A 20,571-nucleotide genomic window follows, 5' to 3' on the forward strand; every position below is an offset into this window, starting at 1 on the left:
CAAAGGGGATTGAGGGTAAATTACTGTGCTTCAGCAGCCCCGTTGCCTGAACGGGTGTACAAAATTTTAAAGGTGTCGTTGGCGCAGTGGCCCACCACCTGCGTGCCCGCCTGGTCGGCCTGATCGTTCGGCACAATGCTCAGCGTAAAACCTGATTCAGGCACACCGTTGTTGATAATTTTCTGCTGAATGTCGCTTTTCACGCGCTCGCAGGAATCCGGTGCCGCCAGCGCGGCCGTTGAGACACTCATTAACAGCAGGGCGGTAATCCAGGGTAACCGTTTCATCTGTAGCTCCTTTTCTCTGTGTAGAGATTAATTTTAGCAGGCTTCGTGTAAACAACTGTATTTGCTAATATGATTGGGAATAATCTCCCTGTACGGTAATAAATGTGAAGAAATACGCAGCGATAACGCTACTGGCAGCAACAATGGTGGGGTGCGACAACAGCTCCGCGCCGCTGTCGTTTACGCCCGAAATGGCGAGTTTCTCGAACGAATTTGATTTTGATCCGCTGCGCGGCCCGGTGAAAGACTTTACCCAGACGCTGTTCAACGAGAAGGGCGAAGTGTCCAAACGGGTCACCGGCACCGTGTCTACGGAAGGGTGTTTCGATACCCTTGAGCTGCACGACCTGGAGGCCAATACCGGCGTGGCGCTGGTGCTGGATGCCAATTACTACCTTGATGCAGAAACCCAGCAGCGAAAAGTGAAGCTGCAGGGGAAATGCCAGCTGGCCGAACTGCCGTCAGCCGGGATAATGTGGGATACCGACGACAACGGATTTGTGGTGGCGGCGCACGGCAAAGAGATGGAAGTGAAGTATCGCTACGATGCGGACGGCTACCCGCTGGGCAAAACCACCGTCTCCGGGGATCAGCACCTGTCCGTCCAGTCGACGCCGTCTAAAGACGTTCGCAAAAGAATGGATTACTCGGCGATGAGCATGTTGAATGATAAGCCGCTGGGCAACGTGAAGCAGAGCTGCGATTACGATCGACACAATAATCCGGTGAGCTGCGACCTGACGATCACGGACGATAGCGTCAAACCTGCCGTTGAGCGCAAATACACCATCAAAAACACGATTGAATACTACTGAGAATAAAACCGCGCAGGTTACTGCGCGGTCGGTTTCAGCAGGCTGGCGCCTGACGGCTTGTGTCCGGCCAGGTGCTGATGCTGGAAGATGCACATGCGAATGGTATTGCGGTATTCGCCGTTGATAAAGAACTCGTGAATCAGCTCGCCTTCCACCATAAAGCCCAGCTTGCGGTAGATATGGATCGCTTTCTCGTTCTCTTTATCCACAATCAGGTAAAGCTTGTAGAGATTCAGAACGTTGAATCCATAATCCATCGCCAGCTTCGCTGCCCGTGAGGCAAGGCCTTTTCCCTGATGTTCAGGGGAGATGATGATCTGAAACTCCGCCCGACGGTGAACATGGTTGATTTCAACCAGCTCCACAAGTCCGGCTTTTTCGCCTTCACACTCCACCACAAAACGACGTTCACTCTGATCGTGAATGTGCTTATCGTAGAGATCGGACAGCTCAACAAAAGCCTCGTACGGCTCTTCGAACCAGTAGCGCATTACGCTGGCGTTATTGTCGAGCTGGTGGACGAAGCGCAGGTCTTCACGCTCCAGCGGGCGAAGCTTAACGTCGCAGGGCGCCGACATTACGGGGCTACCGTGCGGCCAGTGCGGCGATCCAGGCAGCGCAGGGTGTTTGGCTCCCAGTAGGCGTTGACGTTTGCACTTTGCTGGCACTTATCGCGCGCGTCAAAAGCGACATCTTCTTTATCCCACTCTTTCTCAGCACGTTTGTTGACCTTGTGGCGAAGGCTGCGGGTGTCATTCCATTGTTCTTTGTCCATGGCGGCGTTCTGGCGGCTTTGCGCGCTGTCACCAGACTCAATAATGAGCTTGCTGGTTTCCGCTGTCGCAGAGGCGGCAAAGGCGAACGATGACAGCGCTAGCAGGGCTGTCAGACAAAGGCGTTTGCTTAATGTGGTCATAGCGTTTCCTTTTAAACGGGTGCAGATAATCAAGTTATCCCGAACAGATTCTACACCAAAGCGAAAAGACGGCATACCCGCGGAGCAGGTATGGAAAAGTAAAGGATATCATCAGGTATGATGTCTAAATAAATCCTCACCTGACGTGAAATATGCTCAAAACGACGCTGCTTTTTTTTGCCACCGCGCTATGCGAAATCATCGGCTGCTTCCTGCCCTGGCTCTGGCTGAAGAAGGGGGGATCCGTATTGCTGCTCATCCCGGCAAGCGTCGCGCTGGCTCTGTTTGTCTGGCTGTTAACGCTGCATCCTGCCGCGAGCGGCCGCGTCTACGCCGCTTACGGCGGCGTCTATGTCTGTACCGCGCTGCTGTGGCTACGCGTGGTGGACGGCGTCAGGCTCAGCGCGTACGACTGGGCCGGCGCGCTGATTGCCCTGTGCGGAATGCTGATTATTGTGGCGGGATGGGGACGGGCCTGATCCCCCGGTTTTGTGATCGTTAGCCGATTTTATGATCATTATACTTGTATGGCAGTCTGGTTGGTGAGTAAGTTTCCAGCATCACAACGAATGATGTAAGGAAAGGAATTATGAAGATTGTCGCGGCTGACGTGTTTGTTACTTGCCCGGGGCGGAACTTTGTCACCCTTAAAATCACCACCGACGAGGGGATTGTCGGCCTCGGTGACGCTACGCTGAACGGGCGTGAACTCTCCGTTGCTTCCTACCTTAAGGACCACCTCTGCCCGCAGCTGATTGGCCGCGATGCGCACCGCATCGAAGATGTCTGGCAGTTCTTCTATAAAGGCGCCTACTGGCGTCGCGGTCCGGTCACCATGTCGGCCATCTCCGCCGTGGACATGGCGCTGTGGGACATCAAAGCCAAAGCGGCCAACATGCCGCTCTACCAGCTGCTGGGCGGCGCATCCCGCGAAGGCGTGATGGTTTACTGCCACACCACCGGTCACACCATTGACGACGTGCTGGAAGATTACGCGCGCCATAAGGAGATGGGCTTTAAGGCGATCCGCGTGCAGTGCGGCGTGCCGGGCATGAAAACCACCTACGGCATGGCCAAAGGGAAGGGGCTGGCCTACGAGCCTGCGACCAAAGGCGACTGGCCGGAAGAGCAGCTGTGGTCGACCGAAAAATACCTCGATTTCACACCGAAGCTGTTTGACGCGGTGCGCAGTAAATTCGGCTTCAATGAACATCTTCTGCACGACATGCACCACCGCCTGACGCCAATCGAAGCGGCGCGTTTCGGCAAGAGCATTGAAGAATTCCGCATGTTCTGGATGGAAGATCCAACGCCCGCGGAAAACCAGGCCTGCTTCCGCCTCATTCGCCAGCACACCGTCACGCCAATTGCCGTGGGCGAAGTGTTTAACAGCATCTGGGACTGCAAGCAGCTCATCGAAGAGCAGCTCATCGACTATATCCGCACCACCATTACCCACGCGGGCGGGATCACCGGAATGCGCCGCATCGCGGACTTCGCCTCGCTCTACCAGGTGCGAACCGGCTCGCACGGTCCGTCGGATCTCTCGCCTGTATGCCACGCCGCCGCGCTGCATTTCGACCTGTGGGTGCCAAACTTTGGCGTCCAGGAATATATGGGCTACTCCGAACAGATGCTGGAGGTCTTCCCGCACAGCTGGCGCTTTGATAACGGCTACATGCATCCGGGCGACAAGCCGGGGCTGGGCATCGAGTTTGATGAAAAACTGGCGGCGAAATACCCCTACGATCCGGCCTATCTGCCGGTGGCCCGTCTTGAAGACGGCACGCTGTGGAACTGGTAAACGAGGAGCGAACGATGAAAAGCGTAGTGATTCAACAGCCGAACGAACTGGTGATTGAAGAGCGGCCACTTCCGCAGCCAGGCCCGGGTGAAGTTCGCGTCAAAATCACGCTGGCGGGGATCTGCGGTTCGGACAGCCACATCTATCGCGGCCATAACCCGTTTGCGAAGTATCCACGCACGATCGGGCACGAGTTTTTTGGCGTGATTGACGCCGTGGGCGAGGGCGTAGACAGCGCCCGTCTGGGCCAGCGCGTCTCGGTCGATCCGGTGATCAGCTGCGGACACTGCTATCCGTGTTCCGTCGGAAAACCGAACGTCTGCACCTCGCTGGTCGTGCTGGGCGTACACCGCGACGGGGGCTTCAGCGAATACGCGGCGGTACCCGCTAAAAATGCCTGGCCTATCCCCGATGACATTCCGGATAGACACGCCGTCATGGTTGAGCCCTTCACCATCGCCGCCAACGTGACGGGACAGGCCTGCCCCACCGGGCAGGACGTCGCGCTGGTTTACGGCGCAGGGCCGATGGGGCTGGTCACCGTGCAGGCGCTGAAGGGCGTCTATAAGGTGAAGCAGGTTATCGTGGTTGATCGCATCGACGAACGCCTGAAAATGGCCCAGCGCAGCGGCGCGGACTGGGTGTTGAATAACGGCGAGCAGTCGCTGCAGGCCGCGCTGGACGAACGGGGCATCAAACCGACGTTAATCATTGATGCAGCCTGTCATCCGGCGATTTTGCAGGAGGCGATTACCCTGGCCTCTCCGGCGGCGCGCATCGTGCTGATGGGCTTCTCCAGCGAGCCGAGCCAGATTATCCAGCAGAGCATCACCGGCAAAGAGCTGGCGATCTTCTCCTCTCGCCTCAATGCCAATAAATTCCCGGTCGTCATCGACTGGCTGAAAAAAGGGCTGATCGACCCGGAAAAACTGATCACTCATGCCTTTGACTATCACCATGTAACAGACGCCATTGAGCTGTTTGAGAAAGACCAGCGGCAGTGCTGCAAAGTCTTGCTCACGTTCGGGCAATAATTATTTACGCGGTTAAGAGCCTGCGCAGACAGGCTCTATGTGGTACGCATCTTACCCTTCAGAGATAGCCATTATGACGCAAGCACAACCTCAAAGAACCACCTCCGATCTGGTGAAAGCCGCCGTTTCCGGCTGGCTGGGCACCGCCCTGGAGTTTATGGACTTTCAGCTTTACTCGCTGGGGGCTGCCCTGGTCTTTCACGAGATCTTCTTCCCGGAACAGTCAGCCGCGATGGCGCTGATCCTCGCGATGGGGACATACGGCGCAGGCTACATAGCACGCATTGTCGGCGCCTTTATATTCGGCAGAATGGGCGACAGCATTGGTCGTAAGAAGGTGCTGTTTATCACCATCACCATGATGGGGATCTGCACCACGCTGATTGGCGTCCTGCCGACCTACGCGCAGATTGGGATTTTTGCTCCCGTTCTGCTGGTGATGCTGCGTATCATCCAGGGCCTGGGAGCCGGGGCGGAGATTTCCGGGGCCGGGACCATGCTGGCGGAGTACGCGCCGAAAGGCAAACGCGGCATTATCTCCTCGCTGGTGGCGATGGGCACAAACTGCGGGACGCTGAGCGCAACGGCGATCTGGGCGGTAATGTTCTTTGCCCTCGACCGTGAAGAGCTGATTGCCTGGGGCTGGCGCGTGCCGTTCCTCGCCAGCGTCGTGGTGATGATTTTCGCCATCTGGCTGCGAATGAACCTGAAAGAGAGCCCGGTGTTTGAGAAAGTGAACGATGCGCAAAGCGTGCAGCCGGACACTTCGCTGGGTTCAATGGTGAAAAGTAAATCCTTCTGGCTGGCGACCGGCCTGCGGTTTGGCCAGGCGGGCAACTCGGGTCTGATCCAGACGTTCCTGGCGGGATATCTGGTCCAGACGCTGCTGTTCGATAAAGCCATCCCGACCGACGCGCTGATGATCAGCTCCATTCTCGGGTTTATCTCCATTCCGCTGCTGGGCTGGCTTTCCGATAAAGTAGGGCGCCGTCTGCCGTACATTATCCTCAATATCTCCGCCATTCTTCTCGCGTATCCGATGCTGTCGATCATCGTCGATAAGAGCTATGCGCCGGGGACAATCATGCTCTCGATCATCGTTATCCATAACTTCGCCGTGCTGGGGCTGTTTGCGCTGGAAAATATCACCATGGCGGAGATGTTTGGCTCGCGAAATCGCTTTACCCGTATGGCTATCTCGAAAGAGGCGGGCGGTCTGGTGGCGGTGGGCTTTGGTCCGGTGCTGGCGGGGATCTTCTGCAATATGACCGGCTCCTGGTGGCCGATTGTCGCCATGCTGGTGGCCTATTCCGCGATTGGGCTGGTCTCGGCGATCCTGATGCCGGAAGTGCGCGACCGTGATTTGAGCGCAGCGGAAGATGCAGCGGAAGCCGCGCCAAAAGAGAGCGTGGGCTACGGTGCGGTCTCCACGCGACGCTAATGGTTTATATCTTGCGTGACTTATCACACAACTTTTTGTTTATGTCACACCACATGAGCAAAAGTTAATATAAATCAAAATCTCAAACGGCAGTATCAGTATGGTTGATGGCAGTTACTTTTTTACCCCAACTGCCATTCTAGTTGGTGTAGTCAGCAGGCGCTGCCGCTTCTGAAGGCGCGGCAGCGGTCCACGGCTTTCTAATTAACGAGTCTTAATCATGGAAAACACCTTATTACAGGCCAACGCGACGCTGCCTCAGTACGATCGCGACAGCCTTCAACCACGCATTGTTCATCTGGGTTTTGGCGCCTTTCACCGGGCGCACCAGGCAGTATACGCCGACATCCTCGCCGCTGAGTACGGCAGCGACTGGGGCTACTGTGAGGTTAACCTGATTGGCGGCGAGCAGCAGATTGCCGATCTGAACGCGCAGGATAACCTCTACACCGTGGCGGAGATGTCTGCCGACGCATGGACATCCCGCGTGGTTGGCGTGGTTAAAAAAGCGCTGCATGCACAGGTCGACGGGCTGGAGTGCGTGCTGGCGGCGATGTGCGAACCGCAGGTGGCAATTGTCTCGCTGACCATCACCGAGAAAGGGTACTGCCACTCACCGGCGACCGGACAACTGATGCTCGATCACCCGTTTATCGTCGCCGACCTGCAAAACCCGCACCAGCCGAAATCCGCGCCGGGCGTGGTGGTGGAAGCGCTGGCGCGTCGCAAAGCGGCGGGTCTGCCCGCGTTTAGTGTGATGTCCTGCGACAACATGCCGGAGAACGGCCACGTGATGCGCAATGTGACCTGCGCTTACGCACGAGCGGTAGACGGCGAGCTGGCGGACTGGATCGAGGCTAACGTCACCTTCCCGTCAACCATGGTGGATCGCATCGTGCCGGCGGTCACTCCCGATACGCTGGATAAAATTGAGCAGCTGACCGGCGTGCGTGACCCGGCGGCGGTCGCCTGTGAACCGTTCCGCCAGTGGGTGATCGAGGATAACTTTGTGGCAGGACGTCCAGAGTGGGAAAAAGCCGGTGCCGAGCTGGTGTCAGACGTGATCCCGTTTGAAGAGATGAAGCTGCGCATGCTCAACGGCAGCCACTCCTTCCTGGCGTACCTGGGCTATCTGGCCGGTTACCCGCATATCAACGACTGTATGGAAGATGAGAACTACCGCCTCGCCGCACATACGCTGATGCTTAACGAGCAGGCGCCCACGCTGAAAGTGAAGGGCGTTGATTTAGGTCGCTATGCCGATCTCCTGATTGCCCGCTACAGCAATCCGGCCCTGCGCCATCGGACATGGCAAATCGCGATGGACGGCAGCCAGAAGCTCCCGCAGCGTATGCTGGACTCCGTGCGCTGGCACCTGGTGCATCAGAAGCCTTTCCCACTGCTGGCGCTGGGCGTGGCAGGGTGGATGCGTTATGTTGGCGGCGTGGACGAGCAGGGTAACGCCATCGACGTGAGCGATCCGCAGCTGGCGGTGATTCAGGCGGCGGTGAAGGGAAGTGCGGAAGGGGAAAGTCGGGTTAACGCGCTGCTCGGCATTGAGGCCATCTTTGGTAAAGAGTTACCGCAGGAGCCGCGCTTCGTTGCTGCAGTGATGACCGCGTACCGGGCGCTGCTGCAAAAAGGCGCGAAAGCGACCGTCGCGCAGTACGCGTCTCAACGGTAATTCAGCACATGCCGCCGTGCGCGGCGGCATGGCTGCGCACAGTTTAGTGCATCCCCAGGCGAATCAGCTCAATCGGCTCGAACTTACCTTCGCATCCTTCCACTTCAACCGTTTTGCTGCGGCGCACCTGCGCGGCATCCAGCCCGTCGCTGTGGATCGCTTTAATCACGCCGGTTTTGCCCGTGCCGCTAATCATGACGCGGCTGCCGGTGGTGATTGCATTGCGGTTACGGTCGTATGTCAACATGGTATTTTCTCCTCTCTAACCTGTTCGTTACGGCGCTATTTCGGGTTATGCCGTTCACGGGGCATATAAATACGCCTGTCCACGCTTCATGTTTTTGTTTTTGATCAAACTCACACTTTTTTCTTTATTTCGTCGGGCGCTGACGGTTCAGGACGGTAATTTACAAAATAGACCATTATTTTCATTAATTGATAGTTTCGACAGGGAAGCGTTGAGGGTTGGTTTATATTTCCGATGTCATCCTGTGTGCAGGAAATAACCCTTCATCGGAATAAGGAGTCAGGCTTATGTATAAGAGCATTTTGATGCCTGTAGACGTGTTTGAAATGGATTTGAGCGACAAAGCGGTTCGCCACGCGGCAAACCTTGCAAAGGCTGAGGGCGCGTCGATTACCCTGGTCAATATTCTGCCAGCCAGCAGCCGGTCTCTGCTGCGCGGGTTCAACGCCGATATAAAAAAGTTTGAAGAGTATATGACCGCAGAATCCGGTAAGAAAATGAACGAGTTAAAAAGACTGTTCGATATCGCCCCAGAGAATATTCACAGCATGGTGCGTTTTGGCAACGTCCGGGATGAAATTATCAGGCTGAGCAAGGAGGGGGAATATGATGCGATTGTCATCGGGTCGAAAAACCCGAGCATCACCACTCATCTGCTGGGTTCAAATGCGGAATCTATTCTGCGCTACGCCACGATCCCGGTGTTAGTCGTTCGCTAATCACGCCGCCGCACCCGAAAGGGGCGGCGAATATTACTCTTCGCTAAACCACTCGCTATTTTCCTGACGAATAAGCTGCACGGATTCGCTAATTTCCTGCAGATGCAGCGTCATCGCTTTTTCCACACCGTCCGGGTCGCGTTTTTCCAGCGCGCTGAAAATATCATGATGCTGTCGGAGCAGCATTTCCGGCGGGGAGACGTGATCGAGGCTCATATAGCGCACGCGGTCGATGGTGGCCTTGATGTTCTCGATGGTGTCCCAGGCCAGCTGACAATCCGCGATCTGCGCCAGCTTCTGGTGGAATTCATCATCAAGCTGGAAGAAATCATTGAGCTGCTTACGGTCAATCGCAATACGCTGCTGGTGAAGGTTCTGCTCAAGCTGGTAACACTGGTTGTCGTTGATAAGCGTTGCGGAGCGGCGCGCCACCGCACATTCAATGGCCTGGCGAACGAAACAGCCGTTGCGCACCTGAGAGAGTGAAATTTTGTTCACGTAGCTGCCGCGCTGCGGACGGATCTGAATCAGTCCGTTTTCAGCAAGCTTAATAAACGCTTCACGTACCGGCTGACGGGAAACGTCAAAACGCACGGAGACCTCTTTTTCAGAAAGCGGCGTTCCCGGTGGGATCAGGCAATGGACAATATCACGTCGCAAAATGCGATAGATTTGCTGGTTAACGGGCTGGGTGGGATTGAGTTGCGATTCAGCGGCCATGAGTTGTCATTTCTCAGAGAGTTAGCCTGAACATACTACCATTCTTTTATAACCCGAAACAGACCCGGCCCGCAGGCCGGGAAGGGCGGATTTAGCCACGATGGACGCTAAGTCCTGCAAAACTCTGGCTGACTGGCATCATTTCCACGGTATTGATGTTGACGTGTTTTGGCAGCGTCGCCACCCACCAGACCGTTTCGGTCACATCTTCCGGCGTCAGCGCGTTAGCATTTTCGTAGGTTTTGCCCGCTTTTGCGTCATCCCCTTTGAAACGCACGTTGGAAAACTCGGTGCCGCCCACCAGACCCGGCTCGATATCGGTGACGCGAATGGCGGTGCCGTGCAGGTCGGTACGCAGGTTAAGGCTGAACTGGCGCACAAACGCTTTCGTCGCGCCATAGACGTTGCCGCCTGCGTAAGGCCAGCTTCCGGCGGTGGAGCCAATGTTGATAATGTGGCCGCGGTTGCGCTCGACCATGCCCGGCAGAACCGCGCGGGTCATATAGACCAGCCCTTTGTTGTTGGTGTCGATCATGTTTTCCCAGTCTTCAACGCTAGCTTTGTGGGCTGGCTCCATGCCCAGCGCCAGACCGGCATTGTTGACCAGCACGTCGATGGCGCGCCACTCGGCGGGCAGGTTGGCAATCATCTCTTCAATGGCCGCGCGGTTACGCACGTCCAGCTGCGCGGTCAGGATGCTGTCGCCTAATTCGTCCTTCAGCTCCTGCAGGCGCTCCTGACGACGGCCCGTGGCAATAACCTTGTGCCCGTTGGCGACGAAGCGACGCGTGATGCTTTCACCAAAACCTGCCGTTGCCCCGGTAACTAAAATAATCATCTCACTGTTCCTCAACGCTTTTTGTGTTGTACTAACATAGCACGGCCGCAGAGGGTGCGTTAAGGCAACATTTGTATGACGGCGTTGCAGGGGATGGCGGCCTGGCCTACTCTGGGAGGATACCCGTACTCAGGAGCGAAAGATGACGGCCACGAATCCCTTTTTTGACATCAGCCTGCTGCCCTATCAGGCCCCCCATTTTGATGAAATCACCGACGATCACTATCGCCCGGCCTTCGATGAAGCGCTTCGCCAGAAGCGGGCGGACGTAGACGCCATTGTGTCCCAAACCGCTGCGCCGGACTTCACCAACACCGTGCTGGCGCTGGAGAAAAGCGGTGCCATGCTCTCGCGCGTCAGCAGCGTGTTCTTCGCCATGACCTCCGCGAATACCAATACGTACCTGCAGGAGCTTGAGGAACAGTTCTCCACCGAGCTTGCCGCGCTGGCGAACGACATCTGGCTGAATGACGTGCTTTTCGCCCGCGTGGAGAGCGTCTGGCAGGATCGTGCCGCGCTGGACGCCGAATCCCGTCGGCTGGTCGAGGAGACGTATCAGCGGTTTATTCTGGCCGGCGCGCGTCTCAATGAAACGGAAAAAGCCGAGCTGAAGGCGCTGAATACCGAGGCGGCGACCCTGACCAGCCAGTTCAATCAGCGTCTGCTGGCTGCCGATAAGACGGGTGGGCTGGTGGTGGATTACGCGCACCAGCTTGATGGGCTCAGCGCCAGCGAGATTGCCGACGCGGCGCAGGCTGCCGCGGAGCGAGGGCTAAACGATCGCTGGCTAATCCCGCTTCTGAACACGACCCAGCAGCCCGCGCTTTCCGCGCTGCGCAATCGTCAGACCCGCGAAAACCTGTTCAACGCTGGCTGGACGCGCACCCAGAAAGGGGATGAAAACGACACTCGCGATCTGATCCTCCGCCTTACGGCGCTGCGTGCGAGGCAGGCCCGCCTGCTGGGCTTTGAGGATTACGCCAGCTGGAGTATCGCCGACCAGATGGCGAAAACTCCGGACGCCGCGCTGACCTTTATGCGCGGCATTGTGCCTGCCGCCCGTGCCCGTGCTGAGCGCGAGCAGGCCGATATTCAGAAAGTGATTGATGACGAACAGGGCGGTTTCACCGTGCAGGCCTGGGACTGGGCCTTTTATGCCGAGCGCGTGCGTCAGGCAAAATATGCCCTCGATGAATCGCAAATCAAACCCTATTTTGCGCTCAATACCGTTTTGCACGACGGCGTATTCTGGGCCGCAAGCCAGCTGTTTGGCATCCGCTTTGTGGAGCGCTTCGATATCCCGGTGTATCACCCGGACGTCCGCGTCTGGGAAATTTTCGACCACACCGGTGAGGGCATGGCGCTGTTTTACGGCGACTTCTTTGCCCGCGATTCCAAGCAGGGCGGGGCCTGGATGGGGAATTTCGTCGAGCAATCCTTCGAGCTAGCTGCCCGTCCGGTGATCTACAACGTCTGTAACTACCAAAAGCCGGCTAACGGCGGCGTTGCGCTTCTCTCCTGGGATGACGTGATCACCCTGTTCCACGAGTTTGGCCATACGCTGCACGGTCTGTTTGCCAGCCAGCGTTTCGCCACGCTCTCCGGGACCAATACGCCGCGCGATTTCGTTGAATTCCCGTCGCAGATCAACGAACACTGGGCCAGCCATCCACAGGTGTTTACCCACTACGCCCGCCATTACGAAACCGGTGAACCGATGCCGGAGGCGCTGCGTGAAAGCATGCTCAACGCGACCCATTTCAACAAGGGTTATGACATGACGGAGCTGCTGGCTGCCGCGCTGCTGGACATGAACTGGCACGGGATTAGCGAAGCCGTTTCGAGCGTTGACGCGTTTGAAGCGGCAGCACTGCAAAAAGAGGGGCTGGATCTGCCCGCCGTACCGCCGCGCTATCGCAGCAGCTATTTTGCCCATATTTTCGGCGGCGGCTACGCGGCGGGATATTACGCCTACCTGTGGACGCAAATGCTGGCGGACGACGGCTATCAGTGGTTTGTTGAACAGGGCGGCCTGACTCGTGAAAACGGGCAAAAATTCCGCGAGGCGATTTTGTCCCGTGGTAACAGCACGGATCTGGCTGAACTTTATCGGCAGTGGCGCGGGCACGATCCGAAGATTGAACCGATGCTGGAAAATCGCGGGTTGAGCGAATAGAGCCAGTCTCGTCTGAAAAAAGAACCGGGCTTTACGCCCGGTTTTTTTATAGGCTCCAACGTGCTTGTAACGTCTTCTGCAAAAATAGTTTTAATATGCGTTCTTTATAAATAAAACAGGTGAGATTAAAACTTACTTCGAACAGTATATTTAATTTACCGAGTTTAGGTAGTAAAAGAGTTAATGATTAATAATTTGATCTGGGTTAGAGAAATCAAATATTCTTTAATCTCAGATTTTTAGCTATAAATTTTTGTTATTTTGTGCCGATAAATGAAAGTGGCATACAAATCGACGTACTAGCAGTTAAGAAGGCGAAAGATGACCCTACCTCTGAACAATCCGGGCTTCACCGACACCGAGCCTTCTAAAGGCCTGATAAATAAAACCTTTACCTATATTGTAACGTTGTTGATAAGTATTTTTATTGCGGCAATAATTTCCCTGCTAATAATAAAAGATAATGTGAATGAAATCAGCGACAAGCACGATGAATTTTTGTTAAGGAAAGCCCTGGAGACCCGCCAAGAGAGCATGCGAAGTCATTTGAAAGATAATGCCGAGTGGGGAGATGCCTACAAACATCTTCATCTGAACAATGACGTTCACTGGGCATGGGATAAGCAGAACCTGGGCAAATCCCTGTATGACAACTTTGGCTACGAAGGGGTGTTTGTTCTCTCGCCGGAAGGGAGCACGCGATACAGCGTCGTTGACGGGAAGCTGAAGCTTCAGGAGCTGGAGCGCTGGTTAGACAAATCAACCAAAGACCGTTTACTCCATGAGTTGAGTATAAAAAAGGGAGTGCCGGTTTCTGTGCTAGCGCTTATCGATTCCGTGCCGGCCATTGTTTCTGCGCAATGGATAACGACGGGCGATGATACGAGCGTGCAAACCCTACCCGGAAAACCGTCGACAATGGTGTTTATAGACAAGTTAACGGCTAAAAAACTCCTCACGATTGGGCAGGATGCCGGTATCCAGAACGTTCGTACTTCACCTGATACAGCCAGTTCTCAAATAAATAATCAGACGGAATTTACCTTAAGCACCCAGAATGGGGATGTGCAAATTATCTGGGACGGTGAAAATCCCGGCCAGGCGTTAATAATTTATTTTTTGCCATTGCTCATTCTTTCCGTCGTTCTGACGGTATTGATGACGGTGATATTAATGCGCCATATTATGCACAAGGCGAGAATGCTTGACGAAAATACGTTTCTCCTCGAGCAGGCGCGGTTGAATCTTATTACGAGTGAAAAACGATTTCGGGACGTCAGTGAAACAACCAGCGACTGGTTCTGGGAAACAGATTTATCGTTAAGGATAACGTGGCTATCGGGTCGTTTTTCTACAATAACGGGATATGAAAACAGCAAATGGATAGGCCGCAGGTTGGATGAACTCTTTCCGTCGACAAGCGGATTATCACATGACTGCGCCAGGCAGCGGGACTTAACCGAACGCTTTGAATTTAAAAACTGTCCTTATACTCACGCGCAACAATCCACCTCATATTGCACGCTTCTGGCAAAGTTTTCTGCTCAGCCTGATGGAACGGTGGTGTTGCGAGGCGCGGCAACCGACGTCTCTCAGGAAGTTGAAGCAACAAAACGCGTGGAGTTCCTGTCACGCCATGATGAATTAACCGGTCTGCCGAACCGATATCACATTAAGGAATTTCTGGCTGGCAAGTTAGCGAAAGAAGACCTTAATCATTATCCCTTTGCCATGATTTGCCTTGATTTAGACAAGTTTAAACCCGTCAATGATATTTTCGGGCACTCCACCGGCGATGCCCTGCTTGGGGAGGTCGCTTCACGTCTTAAAAATTGCGTTCGTCGAGGTGATTTTGTCGCACGGCAGGGAGGGGATGAATTTATGCTGCTCCTCGGCAACACCAGCCAGCAAGAGCAGATTGAGGAGGTGTGTCGTCGCATCGTGCAAGAACTTAACCGTCCTTTCGCCATTGAGGGCAATGATGTGGCGATAGGCGTAAGCATGGGCATTGCGCTGGCTCCCCGGGATAGCAGCAGCGCAAACGATCTTCTCCGCTACGCGGATATTGCGCTGTATCAGGCGAAACAATCCGGCAGAAACCGATGGGTCTATTATCGCCCTGATATGTCGGAAAAGCTGACTGAACGCAGGAAACTGGAATTAGAACTCAAGACCGCGATTCGCGAAGAACAGCTCTACCTGGTTTACCAGCCGCGTTATAACCTCCGGTATTCTAAAATTGAGGCCGTCGAAGCGCTGGTACGCTGGCAGCACCCGGCTCGGGGGACCATAATGCCCGATCAGTTTATTCCGCTGGCAGAAGAAACCGGGCTGACTATTAGCCTGAGCAACTGGGTCATACGCAAAGCCAGTACGGAGACGAAAGACAAATTGCCGGGATTATCGGTCTCCGTCAATATTTCTGCTATCGAATTCCAGGCAAGCGATCTTGCCGAAAGGATAAAAGAGATCCTTCACGAAACGGGGCTTGAACCCAACCGGCTGGAAATTGAAGTCACTGAAAACGTCACGCTTTCCGATCCTGAAAAAACCTTGCAGACCATGAAGTCTCTCAAAAAAATGGGCGTCCGCATTTTGATTGACGATTTCGGTACCGGCTATGCCTCTCTGAGCTATCTGCGGAAGTTTCAGTTTGACGGGCTTAAGCTCGACAAGAGCTTTATTTTTACCCTGGGGGACTCGCCGCAGAACCAGTCAGTCGTGGAGAAAATTATCGACCTGGGGAAAGCCTATTCCATGGCGGTAACCGCAGAAGGGGTGGAGACCGCCGAACAGCTGTCTTTTCTGAAAAAAAATAAATGTGATGAAGTTCAGGGCTACTTACTTGGAAAACCGGCCGCCATTACGGACTTAAATTTAAACGCTAACAGAGTAAATCTCTAAATCGCGCTTTCACTCAGGGCTGCGTAAATGAAAAACCGGGCTTCGCGCCCGGTTTTTGTTATCCGCTATCCGTTCGTATCCACGAGCGTAAACGCCGCTTTCTATCTCACGACCAGGACAGGGCATTTCGCATGCCGAACCACTGCCGCAGCGTTCGAACCCAACAGATACGTCGATATGTCAGGTTTGTGGGAAGCGATGATAATCAGGTCGGCATCGATCGTGTCAGCGAGCTTAAGGATTTGATCCTTTGGAGATCCCGTCACGGCGTGAGTCTGTACCTTGTCTGGAGGAATTTTGAATTGCTTAACGATTTCATCCAGCTTCGCTAAGGCCGCGTGCTGGAACTCTTTCAGCTTCGGCATTTCTACCGAATAGGCCAGGCCTAATGATGAATAATACGGAAGCGATGGAATGACGGTAAGAAAGTGAACTTTAGCTGTGTTAAGTGCTGTATGTGCCTGAACGAAGGGGATAACCATGTGCGTCAGGCTATCCTCCGAAATGTCAATTGGAACCAAAATTGAATTATACATTTGTCCCTCCTGAGTGTTTTTTACACAATTCAGGGTAGACCGTTAATTTCAGGAAAACAGAGAGCAAGCTGTCATAACGGGTACAAATTTCGGTTATGTGATAGGCGTACAGTGGAACCTGGCCGTCATTCCGTCATTCCGTCGTGACAATGAACATTCTCGCCTCCTGAGCGAGCTGGCGTTCAGCCTTAATCGGCGCATATTTTTCCGAATGATAGAAGGCAACGGCCTGCTCCAGGGTAGGGAATTCAAAAATGCCCGCATAGGGTAACGGCTCCACTTCCCCTTCCAGGAGCTGTGCGACAGCACCAAAATGAACGATTTTACCTCCTGCCTCTTCTAATGCAGACGTGAAGCGGGGGGCAAGGCTGGCCTGTCTGGCTGGATCAATAACGCGTAAGTTGATATGAACAAAGGCTGGCATAGGCGTTCCATAAGCATGACAAATAATGTATATACAGTATTAACTTTAGCATTGATTGTCGAGATGAAATGATGAACAACATTGATGTTGCGCTGTTGAAGACCATCCCGGAAGTCTGCCCGGCGTTTCAGGCGCGCGCTACCGCCAGGGCTATTACGCGCTATTACAATGCCTGCTTCAGACCGTTTGAGCTGACCGCGGAGCAGTTCAGCCTTTTGGTTGGCATCGGGGGTTCCCCAAATGAAACCGTTGCGGAACTCGCCGCCAGAGCCGGGGTGGATGCGACCACGCTGAGTCGAAATATCCGCAGTCTGGAATCGCGCGGCATTATCGACTCGGCTGGAGGCCGTGGACGTGCAGGGAAACGACTCATCCTGACAGCTGAGGGCTGGCGTCTGCTCGAGGAGCTCATCCCGGTCTGGCAATCCGCTAAACAAGAATTGTCCCATCTTGTGGGCAGCGAGCAGCTCTTCCTGACGACGGAAATGATGAAACGCCTGGCTAAAATCAGCACAGCTTTATGAATATCTCCGCGTCACCGTTCGTTTCCGGCTAAACGGCAAAGCCTAAACCGGGCGTAACGCCCGGTTTAGGCTTTATATTGCGTGACAGCTGACGGACGCGATAATTTTATTCCCGCCCATATTCCCCATAATCATATCGAGTAATTTTCGGTATTCCTCCCGGGTCATCACCTCCGCGCGAATTTCAGTTTTACCTTCTGCTTGCGCAGTAGCGGAATAAATCGCTTTCAGACTTAACGTCAACTCTTTCGCCATGTTTACGACGCTTTGCCGCACCGCATCTTCATGCTCATCATTACAGGTGATTTTAAGGACATAGCATTTTTCGCCTTCATGAAGCACGGGCAGTTGATTAATTCGCTGCGCGGCTTCGCGAAGCAATATGTTAGCGCAGAGAATAATTAGGCTGGCCATGGCGGCATTCCAGAACTGGCCTAATCCGCACAGTACGCCAATTCCGGCCGAGCACCACAGCGTTGCGGCGGTATTCAAACCACGAATATTCATTCCTTCACGCATAATGACGCCAGCGCCAAGAAAGCCGATTCCGGAGACGATCTGCGCTGCGATACGCCCTGGGCTATCAGGTGAAGTCGATACCGAACTTAGAATGAACACTGCCGCACCCGTGGCAACCAGTGCATTGGTACGAAGCCCGGCCATACGCTGGCGCCACTGTCTTTCCGCGCCAATAATTGCGCCCAGCAGCATCGCTGCGAGCAGATGAGAGATATAAGGGAACATCAGCCTGTCGCCTGTTAACGTTATTAAATAATAAGCGTCAGTGCTTTGCTAAGCACATCATAACGCCGTTTAAATGCTAAGCGTGTCAGGACAACGGTGGCGGAAAGAGTGAATGAGTAAACATGAACATGCGATCCCCCACAAATTGAGTGGTTCTTACTGTGTCGGGATACAATCGCTTAAAGAGGATTGCTGCCCACCGTTTCAGGTAAGCAGCGAGAAAATCGCGCTAGCTTACCTTCGTATCGACGATAAAATAACTTTCCAACGAAGGACTCCTGTGAAAATTTATTGCCAGTATAGTCAGGGGCGATAATGAGTAAAGCGAAAAAACAGACTCCGTTATGAATTGTTTAAGTTCGGAAAGCATGTTTTTTTAAGACGTCATCTGATTTTCAAAAATACCCGGTATACTACATTTTCTTTTTTACAGGCGATAACAGACAAAGGCAGGAAGTATGTCTCTTCGTTCGCTGCGGGCATTGTGCCTGACAAGTTTTTTCATTGCGGATGTCCGCGATGGCCTCGGTCCTTTTCTCGGTATTTTTCTGACCGAACGCCACTGGACCCCCGATGATATCGGCATCCTGATGACGGCCGGTGGGCTGGCGGGACTACTCGCTACGCTGCCGGCGGGATTCATTACCGACACCTCGCGCAGCAAGCGGACCGTGCTGGCGCTGGTGTGCCTGCTCATCACCCTTAGCACGCTCCTGCTCTGGTTTAGCCAGCAGAGCGGCATTGTCGCTGTTTCGCAAATCGTCACCGGTATCTGTGCGGCGTTTGTCGGTCCGCTGATCGCCGGAATTACCCTGGGGCTGACCGGTCAGGGCGGGTTCAGCGCGCAGATGGGCAAAAATGAGGCCTTCAATCACGGCGGCAACTTTGTTACCGCACTGATTGCAGGCGGCATTGCGTGGTACTGGGGCGTCGGCGGGATTTTCCTGCTGATGACCTGTACCACGCTGTTAACGCTCTGCGCGCTGCTTGCCATTCGCAACGGGGATATCGACAACGACGCCGCACGGGGACTCTCTTCTTCAGCGAGCCTGCCGGTTCCCGGATTTGCCGTGCTGATAAAAAACCGGGCGCTGTTCGTGACCGGACTGACGCTGCTGCTGTTTCACCTGGCGAACGCCGCGCTGCTGCCGATGCTGAGCATGAGGGTGGCCGCCGCGCCCGCCTCGATCAACCCCGGTTTGTACGCGGCGGGCACCGTTATCATCTCTCAGGCGGTGATGATTCCCGTTGCCATCTGGGTCGCCAACCGAATAGACCGATACGGCTACTGGCGCTTAATTATGCTGGCGCTGCTGGTGATGCCGGTTCGCGCCGCGCTGGCGGCGTCTACGGACGCGCCGCTCATGATGATCCCGGTACAAATTCTCGACGGGCTGGCCGCAGGGATTCTGGGCGTCGCAGTACCGTCGTTTATCGTGGTGCTGTTGCGCGGAAGCGGGCACGTCAATGCCGGGCAGAGCGTGGTGATGCTGATGCAGGGGGTCGGGGCATCCATGAGCCCGGCGTTAACCGGCACGATTGCGGGTCATTACTCATTTGCCACGGCATTCAGCGTCCTGAGCGCGATTGCGCTGGTGGCCGTACTGCTATGGTGGTGCTTTGCGCACCGGACCTGGGAAACTGACAGTACGCCGGGTGGGGCATAGACGCCACCCGGCGTCACGCTTACGCCAGTTCGTTAGGGCACGCTTCGCCCTTTTCCAGCTGCTGCAGGTTACCCAGCGTGGTTTCCGAAATGCTGATCAGCGCTTCGGCAGTCAGAAACGCCTGGTGTCCGGTAAACAGCACGTTATGACAGGCAGACAGGCGGCGGAACACGTCGTCCTGGATCACATCATTCGACTTGTCTTCAAAGAACAGATCGCGTTCGTTCTCGTACACGTCCATCCCCAGCGCGCCAATTTTCTGGGTTTTCAGCGCTTCGATAGCGGCCTGAGAGTCAACCAGCCCGCCGCGGCTGGTGTTGATGATCATCACGCCATCTTTCATCTGGTCAAACGCAGCCTGGTTGAGCAGGTGGTAGTTCTCCGGCGTCAGCGGGCAGTGCAGGGAGATCACGTCAGACTGCGAGAACAGGGTTGGCAGGTCGACGTATTCCACGCCCAGCTCCAGCGCAGCGGCGCTTGGATACGGATCGAACGCCAGCAGACGCATGCCGAAGCCTTTCAGAATGCGCAGGGCGGCGATGCCGATTTTACCGGTGCCGATCACGCCCGCGGTTTTGCCGTACATGGTAAAGCCGGTCAGCCCTTCCAGCGAGAAGTTGGCATCACGGGTACGCTGATAAGCGCGGTGAATACGACGGTTGAGCGACATCATCATGCCAATCGCATGTTCCGCGACCGCTTCCGGGGAGTACGCCGGGACGCGCACCACCCTCAGACCCAGCTCTTTCGCCGCGTCGAGGTCCACGTTATTAAAGCCCGCGCAGCGCAGGGCGATATACTTCACGCCCTGTTTTTTTATCTCTTCCAGCACCGGACGACTGCCGTCGTCGTTAACAAAAATGCAGACGCCTTCACAGCCGTGCGCCGTTTTGGCGGTTTTTTCGGACAGCAGAAAGTCGAAAAATTCAAGCTCAAACCCGTAAGCCTCGTTAACATGTTGCAGATACTTTTTGTCGTACTGCTTTGTGCTATATACCGCGAGTTTCATAAGACTTTCTCCAGTGATTTTGTATTCACGTTAGCATGATTAAAATAATCTTACAATTTCTAAAATATTATTGAATTCAATA

Annotated in this window: 21 protein-coding genes; 11 read left to right on the forward strand and 10 right to left on the reverse strand. The window is 54.6% G+C overall.

Going from position 1 to position 20,571, the window contains the following annotated elements; all coding sequences use genetic code 11:
- Positions 1-20: 20 nt before the first annotated feature.
- Positions 21-287 carry a DUF1161 domain-containing protein gene (locus ACOTZC_RS03785; protein WP_126303224.1) on the reverse strand — a complete coding sequence of 89 codons (267 nt, stop codon included), beginning with the start codon at positions 285-287 and terminating at the stop codon, positions 21-23.
- A gap of 104 nt (positions 288-391) precedes the next feature.
- Here ACOTZC_RS03785 and ACOTZC_RS03790 point away from each other — a divergent pair, with 104 nt between their 5' ends.
- Complete coding sequence (locus ACOTZC_RS03790) at positions 392-1,102, forward strand: YnfC family lipoprotein (RefSeq protein WP_421635595.1); 711 nt, start codon at positions 392-394, stop codon at positions 1,100-1,102.
- A gap of 17 nt (positions 1,103-1,119) precedes the next feature.
- Here ACOTZC_RS03790 and speG read toward each other — a convergent pair whose 3' ends face one another.
- Together speG and ACOTZC_RS03800 are read right to left on the reverse strand one after the other, a co-directional pair.
- Positions 1,120-1,680, reverse strand: a complete 561-nt coding sequence (gene speG / locus ACOTZC_RS03795) for a spermidine N1-acetyltransferase (protein WP_023311549.1) — start codon at positions 1,678-1,680, stop codon at positions 1,120-1,122.
- Positions 1,680-2,018, reverse strand: coding sequence for a DUF1283 family protein (locus tag ACOTZC_RS03800; RefSeq protein ID WP_023311550.1), 339 nt, complete (start codon positions 2,016-2,018; stop codon positions 1,680-1,682). The genes speG and ACOTZC_RS03800 overlap by 1 nt, the downstream gene beginning before the upstream one ends.
- Before the next feature lie 152 nt (positions 2,019-2,170).
- Between ACOTZC_RS03800 and ACOTZC_RS03805 the strand changes: the two genes are divergently transcribed.
- The 5 genes from ACOTZC_RS03805 (at position 2,171) to ACOTZC_RS03825 (ending at position 7,981) form a co-directional block, all read left to right on the forward strand.
- The gene (locus tag ACOTZC_RS03805; RefSeq protein WP_045401189.1) at positions 2,171-2,497 is read left to right on the forward strand and encodes a YnfA family protein; all 327 of its coding nucleotides are present in this window, start codon (positions 2,171-2,173) and stop codon (positions 2,495-2,497) included.
- A gap of 110 nt (positions 2,498-2,607) precedes the next feature.
- A complete protein-coding gene (gene manD / locus ACOTZC_RS03810; protein WP_047174828.1) occupies positions 2,608-3,822 on the forward strand; it encodes a D-mannonate dehydratase ManD in 1,215 nt (404 codons plus the stop codon).
- 14 nt (positions 3,823-3,836) lie between these two features.
- On the forward strand, positions 3,837-4,856 hold the full coding sequence (locus ACOTZC_RS03815; protein WP_047174827.1) for a Zn-dependent oxidoreductase: 1,020 nt from the start codon (positions 3,837-3,839) through the stop codon (positions 4,854-4,856).
- Between the two features lie 73 nt (positions 4,857-4,929).
- Positions 4,930-6,297, forward strand: a complete 1,368-nt coding sequence (locus ACOTZC_RS03820; RefSeq protein WP_213751134.1) for an MFS transporter — start codon at positions 4,930-4,932, stop codon at positions 6,295-6,297.
- Between the two features lie 220 nt (positions 6,298-6,517).
- Entirely contained in the window at positions 6,518-7,981 is a 1,464-nt protein-coding gene (locus tag ACOTZC_RS03825; protein ID WP_332961713.1) for a mannitol dehydrogenase family protein, read from the forward strand.
- A 43-nt stretch (positions 7,982-8,024) separates the two neighbouring features.
- On the opposite strand, the gene ydfZ is transcribed toward ACOTZC_RS03825, so the two are convergent.
- Positions 8,025-8,228 (reverse strand): putative selenium delivery protein YdfZ, encoded by a 204-nt coding sequence (ydfZ, locus tag ACOTZC_RS03830; RefSeq protein ID WP_126303227.1) that lies wholly within the window; start codon positions 8,226-8,228, stop codon positions 8,025-8,027.
- Positions 8,229-8,515: 287 nt separating this feature from the next.
- Between ydfZ and ACOTZC_RS03835 the strand changes: the two genes are divergently transcribed.
- Positions 8,516-8,947 (forward strand): universal stress protein, encoded by a 432-nt coding sequence (locus ACOTZC_RS03835; protein ID WP_045401170.1) that lies wholly within the window; start codon positions 8,516-8,518, stop codon positions 8,945-8,947.
- Positions 8,948-8,980: 33 nt separating this feature from the next.
- On the opposite strand, the gene ACOTZC_RS03840 is transcribed toward ACOTZC_RS03835, so the two are convergent.
- Both ACOTZC_RS03840 and ydfG read right to left on the reverse strand, forming a co-directional pair.
- Positions 8,981-9,667 (reverse strand): GntR family transcriptional regulator, encoded by a 687-nt coding sequence (locus ACOTZC_RS03840; protein WP_421635596.1) that lies wholly within the window; start codon positions 9,665-9,667, stop codon positions 8,981-8,983.
- Between the two features lie 91 nt (positions 9,668-9,758).
- A complete protein-coding gene (gene ydfG, locus ACOTZC_RS03845) occupies positions 9,759-10,505 on the reverse strand; it encodes a bifunctional NADP-dependent 3-hydroxy acid dehydrogenase/3-hydroxypropionate dehydrogenase YdfG (protein ID WP_023311558.1) in 747 nt (248 codons plus the stop codon).
- A 142-nt stretch (positions 10,506-10,647) separates the two neighbouring features.
- On the opposite strand from ydfG, the gene dcp reads away from it, so the two are divergent.
- Positions 10,648-12,681 (forward strand): peptidyl-dipeptidase Dcp, encoded by a 2,034-nt coding sequence (gene dcp / locus ACOTZC_RS03850; RefSeq protein WP_126303228.1) that lies wholly within the window; start codon positions 10,648-10,650, stop codon positions 12,679-12,681.
- A gap of 321 nt (positions 12,682-13,002) precedes the next feature.
- Positions 13,003-15,585: a bifunctional diguanylate cyclase/phosphodiesterase gene (locus ACOTZC_RS03855; protein ID WP_421635597.1), complete on the forward strand. Its 2,583-nt coding sequence runs from the start codon at positions 13,003-13,005 to the stop codon at positions 15,583-15,585.
- Between the two features lie 101 nt (positions 15,586-15,686).
- On the opposite strand, the gene uspF is transcribed toward ACOTZC_RS03855, so the two are convergent.
- Positions 15,687-16,121 (reverse strand): universal stress protein UspF, encoded by a 435-nt coding sequence (gene uspF, locus ACOTZC_RS03860; RefSeq protein WP_023311561.1) that lies wholly within the window; start codon positions 16,119-16,121, stop codon positions 15,687-15,689.
- 133 nt (positions 16,122-16,254) lie between these two features.
- Positions 16,255-16,545, reverse strand: coding sequence for a DUF1330 domain-containing protein (locus tag ACOTZC_RS03865; protein WP_126303230.1), 291 nt, complete (start codon positions 16,543-16,545; stop codon positions 16,255-16,257).
- Between the two features lie 68 nt (positions 16,546-16,613).
- On the opposite strand from ACOTZC_RS03865, the gene ACOTZC_RS03870 reads away from it, so the two are divergent.
- Positions 16,614-17,069 carry a MarR family winged helix-turn-helix transcriptional regulator gene (locus tag ACOTZC_RS03870; RefSeq protein WP_235832501.1) on the forward strand — a complete coding sequence of 152 codons (456 nt, stop codon included), beginning with the start codon at positions 16,614-16,616 and terminating at the stop codon, positions 17,067-17,069.
- A gap of 72 nt (positions 17,070-17,141) precedes the next feature.
- Here the strand turns inward: ACOTZC_RS03870 and ACOTZC_RS03875 are convergent, their stop codons facing one another.
- A complete protein-coding gene (locus tag ACOTZC_RS03875) occupies positions 17,142-17,813 on the reverse strand; it encodes an MgtC family protein (protein WP_045401161.1) in 672 nt (223 codons plus the stop codon).
- Between the two features lie 458 nt (positions 17,814-18,271).
- Here ACOTZC_RS03875 and ACOTZC_RS03880 point away from each other — a divergent pair, with 458 nt between their 5' ends.
- Positions 18,272-19,480 carry an MFS transporter gene (locus ACOTZC_RS03880; protein WP_045401159.1) on the forward strand — a complete coding sequence of 403 codons (1,209 nt, stop codon included), beginning with the start codon at positions 18,272-18,274 and terminating at the stop codon, positions 19,478-19,480.
- Between the two features lie 19 nt (positions 19,481-19,499).
- On the opposite strand, the gene ACOTZC_RS03885 is transcribed toward ACOTZC_RS03880, so the two are convergent.
- Positions 19,500-20,489 (reverse strand): 2-hydroxyacid dehydrogenase, encoded by a 990-nt coding sequence (locus tag ACOTZC_RS03885; protein ID WP_421635598.1) that lies wholly within the window; start codon positions 20,487-20,489, stop codon positions 19,500-19,502.
- Positions 20,490-20,571 lie beyond the last annotated feature (82 nt).

This window comes from Enterobacter cloacae complex sp. SHL009, assembly GCF_049237205.1.
Lineage (GTDB): Bacteria > Pseudomonadota > Gammaproteobacteria > Enterobacterales > Enterobacteriaceae > Enterobacter > Enterobacter cloacae_M.

What these genes read in the sequence shown, in the direction of transcription:
- ACOTZC_RS03785 (WP_126303224.1), bottom strand. Translation starts at nt 287, where the DNA reads ATGAAACGGTTACCCTGGATTACCGCCCTGCTGTTAATGAGTGTCTCA.
- speG (WP_023311549.1), bottom strand. Translation starts at nt 1,680, where the DNA reads ATGTCGGCGCCCTGCGACGTTAAGCTTCGCCCGCTGGAGCGTGAAGAC.
- ACOTZC_RS03800 (WP_023311550.1), bottom strand. Translation starts at nt 2,018, where the DNA reads ATGACCACATTAAGCAAACGCCTTTGTCTGACAGCCCTGCTAGCGCTG.
- ACOTZC_RS03805 (WP_045401189.1), top strand. Translation starts at nt 2,171, where the DNA reads ATGCTCAAAACGACGCTGCTTTTTTTTGCCACCGCGCTATGCGAAATC.
- manD (WP_047174828.1), top strand. Translation starts at nt 2,608, where the DNA reads ATGAAGATTGTCGCGGCTGACGTGTTTGTTACTTGCCCGGGGCGGAAC.
- ACOTZC_RS03815 (WP_047174827.1), top strand. Translation starts at nt 3,837, where the DNA reads ATGAAAAGCGTAGTGATTCAACAGCCGAACGAACTGGTGATTGAAGAG.
- ACOTZC_RS03820 (WP_213751134.1), top strand. Translation starts at nt 4,930, where the DNA reads ATGACGCAAGCACAACCTCAAAGAACCACCTCCGATCTGGTGAAAGCC.
- ACOTZC_RS03825 (WP_332961713.1), top strand. Translation starts at nt 6,518, where the DNA reads ATGGAAAACACCTTATTACAGGCCAACGCGACGCTGCCTCAGTACGAT.
- ydfZ (WP_126303227.1), bottom strand. Translation starts at nt 8,228, where the DNA reads ATGTTGACATACGACCGTAACCGCAATGCAATCACCACCGGCAGCCGC.
- ACOTZC_RS03835 (WP_045401170.1), top strand. Translation starts at nt 8,516, where the DNA reads ATGTATAAGAGCATTTTGATGCCTGTAGACGTGTTTGAAATGGATTTG.
- ACOTZC_RS03840 (WP_421635596.1), bottom strand. Translation starts at nt 9,667, where the DNA reads ATGGCCGCTGAATCGCAACTCAATCCCACCCAGCCCGTTAACCAGCAA.
- ydfG (WP_023311558.1), bottom strand. Translation starts at nt 10,505, where the DNA reads ATGATTATTTTAGTTACCGGGGCAACGGCAGGTTTTGGTGAAAGCATC.
- dcp (WP_126303228.1), top strand. Translation starts at nt 10,648, where the DNA reads ATGACGGCCACGAATCCCTTTTTTGACATCAGCCTGCTGCCCTATCAG.
- ACOTZC_RS03855 (WP_421635597.1), top strand. Translation starts at nt 13,003, where the DNA reads ATGACCCTACCTCTGAACAATCCGGGCTTCACCGACACCGAGCCTTCT.
- uspF (WP_023311561.1), bottom strand. Translation starts at nt 16,121, where the DNA reads ATGTATAATTCAATTTTGGTTCCAATTGACATTTCGGAGGATAGCCTG.
- ACOTZC_RS03865 (WP_126303230.1), bottom strand. Translation starts at nt 16,545, where the DNA reads ATGCCAGCCTTTGTTCATATCAACTTACGCGTTATTGATCCAGCCAGA.
- ACOTZC_RS03870 (WP_235832501.1), top strand. Translation starts at nt 16,614, where the DNA reads ATGATGAACAACATTGATGTTGCGCTGTTGAAGACCATCCCGGAAGTC.
- ACOTZC_RS03875 (WP_045401161.1), bottom strand. Translation starts at nt 17,813, where the DNA reads ATGTTCCCTTATATCTCTCATCTGCTCGCAGCGATGCTGCTGGGCGCA.
- ACOTZC_RS03880 (WP_045401159.1), top strand. Translation starts at nt 18,272, where the DNA reads ATGTCTCTTCGTTCGCTGCGGGCATTGTGCCTGACAAGTTTTTTCATT.
- ACOTZC_RS03885 (WP_421635598.1), bottom strand. Translation starts at nt 20,489, where the DNA reads ATGAAACTCGCGGTATATAGCACAAAGCAGTACGACAAAAAGTATCTG.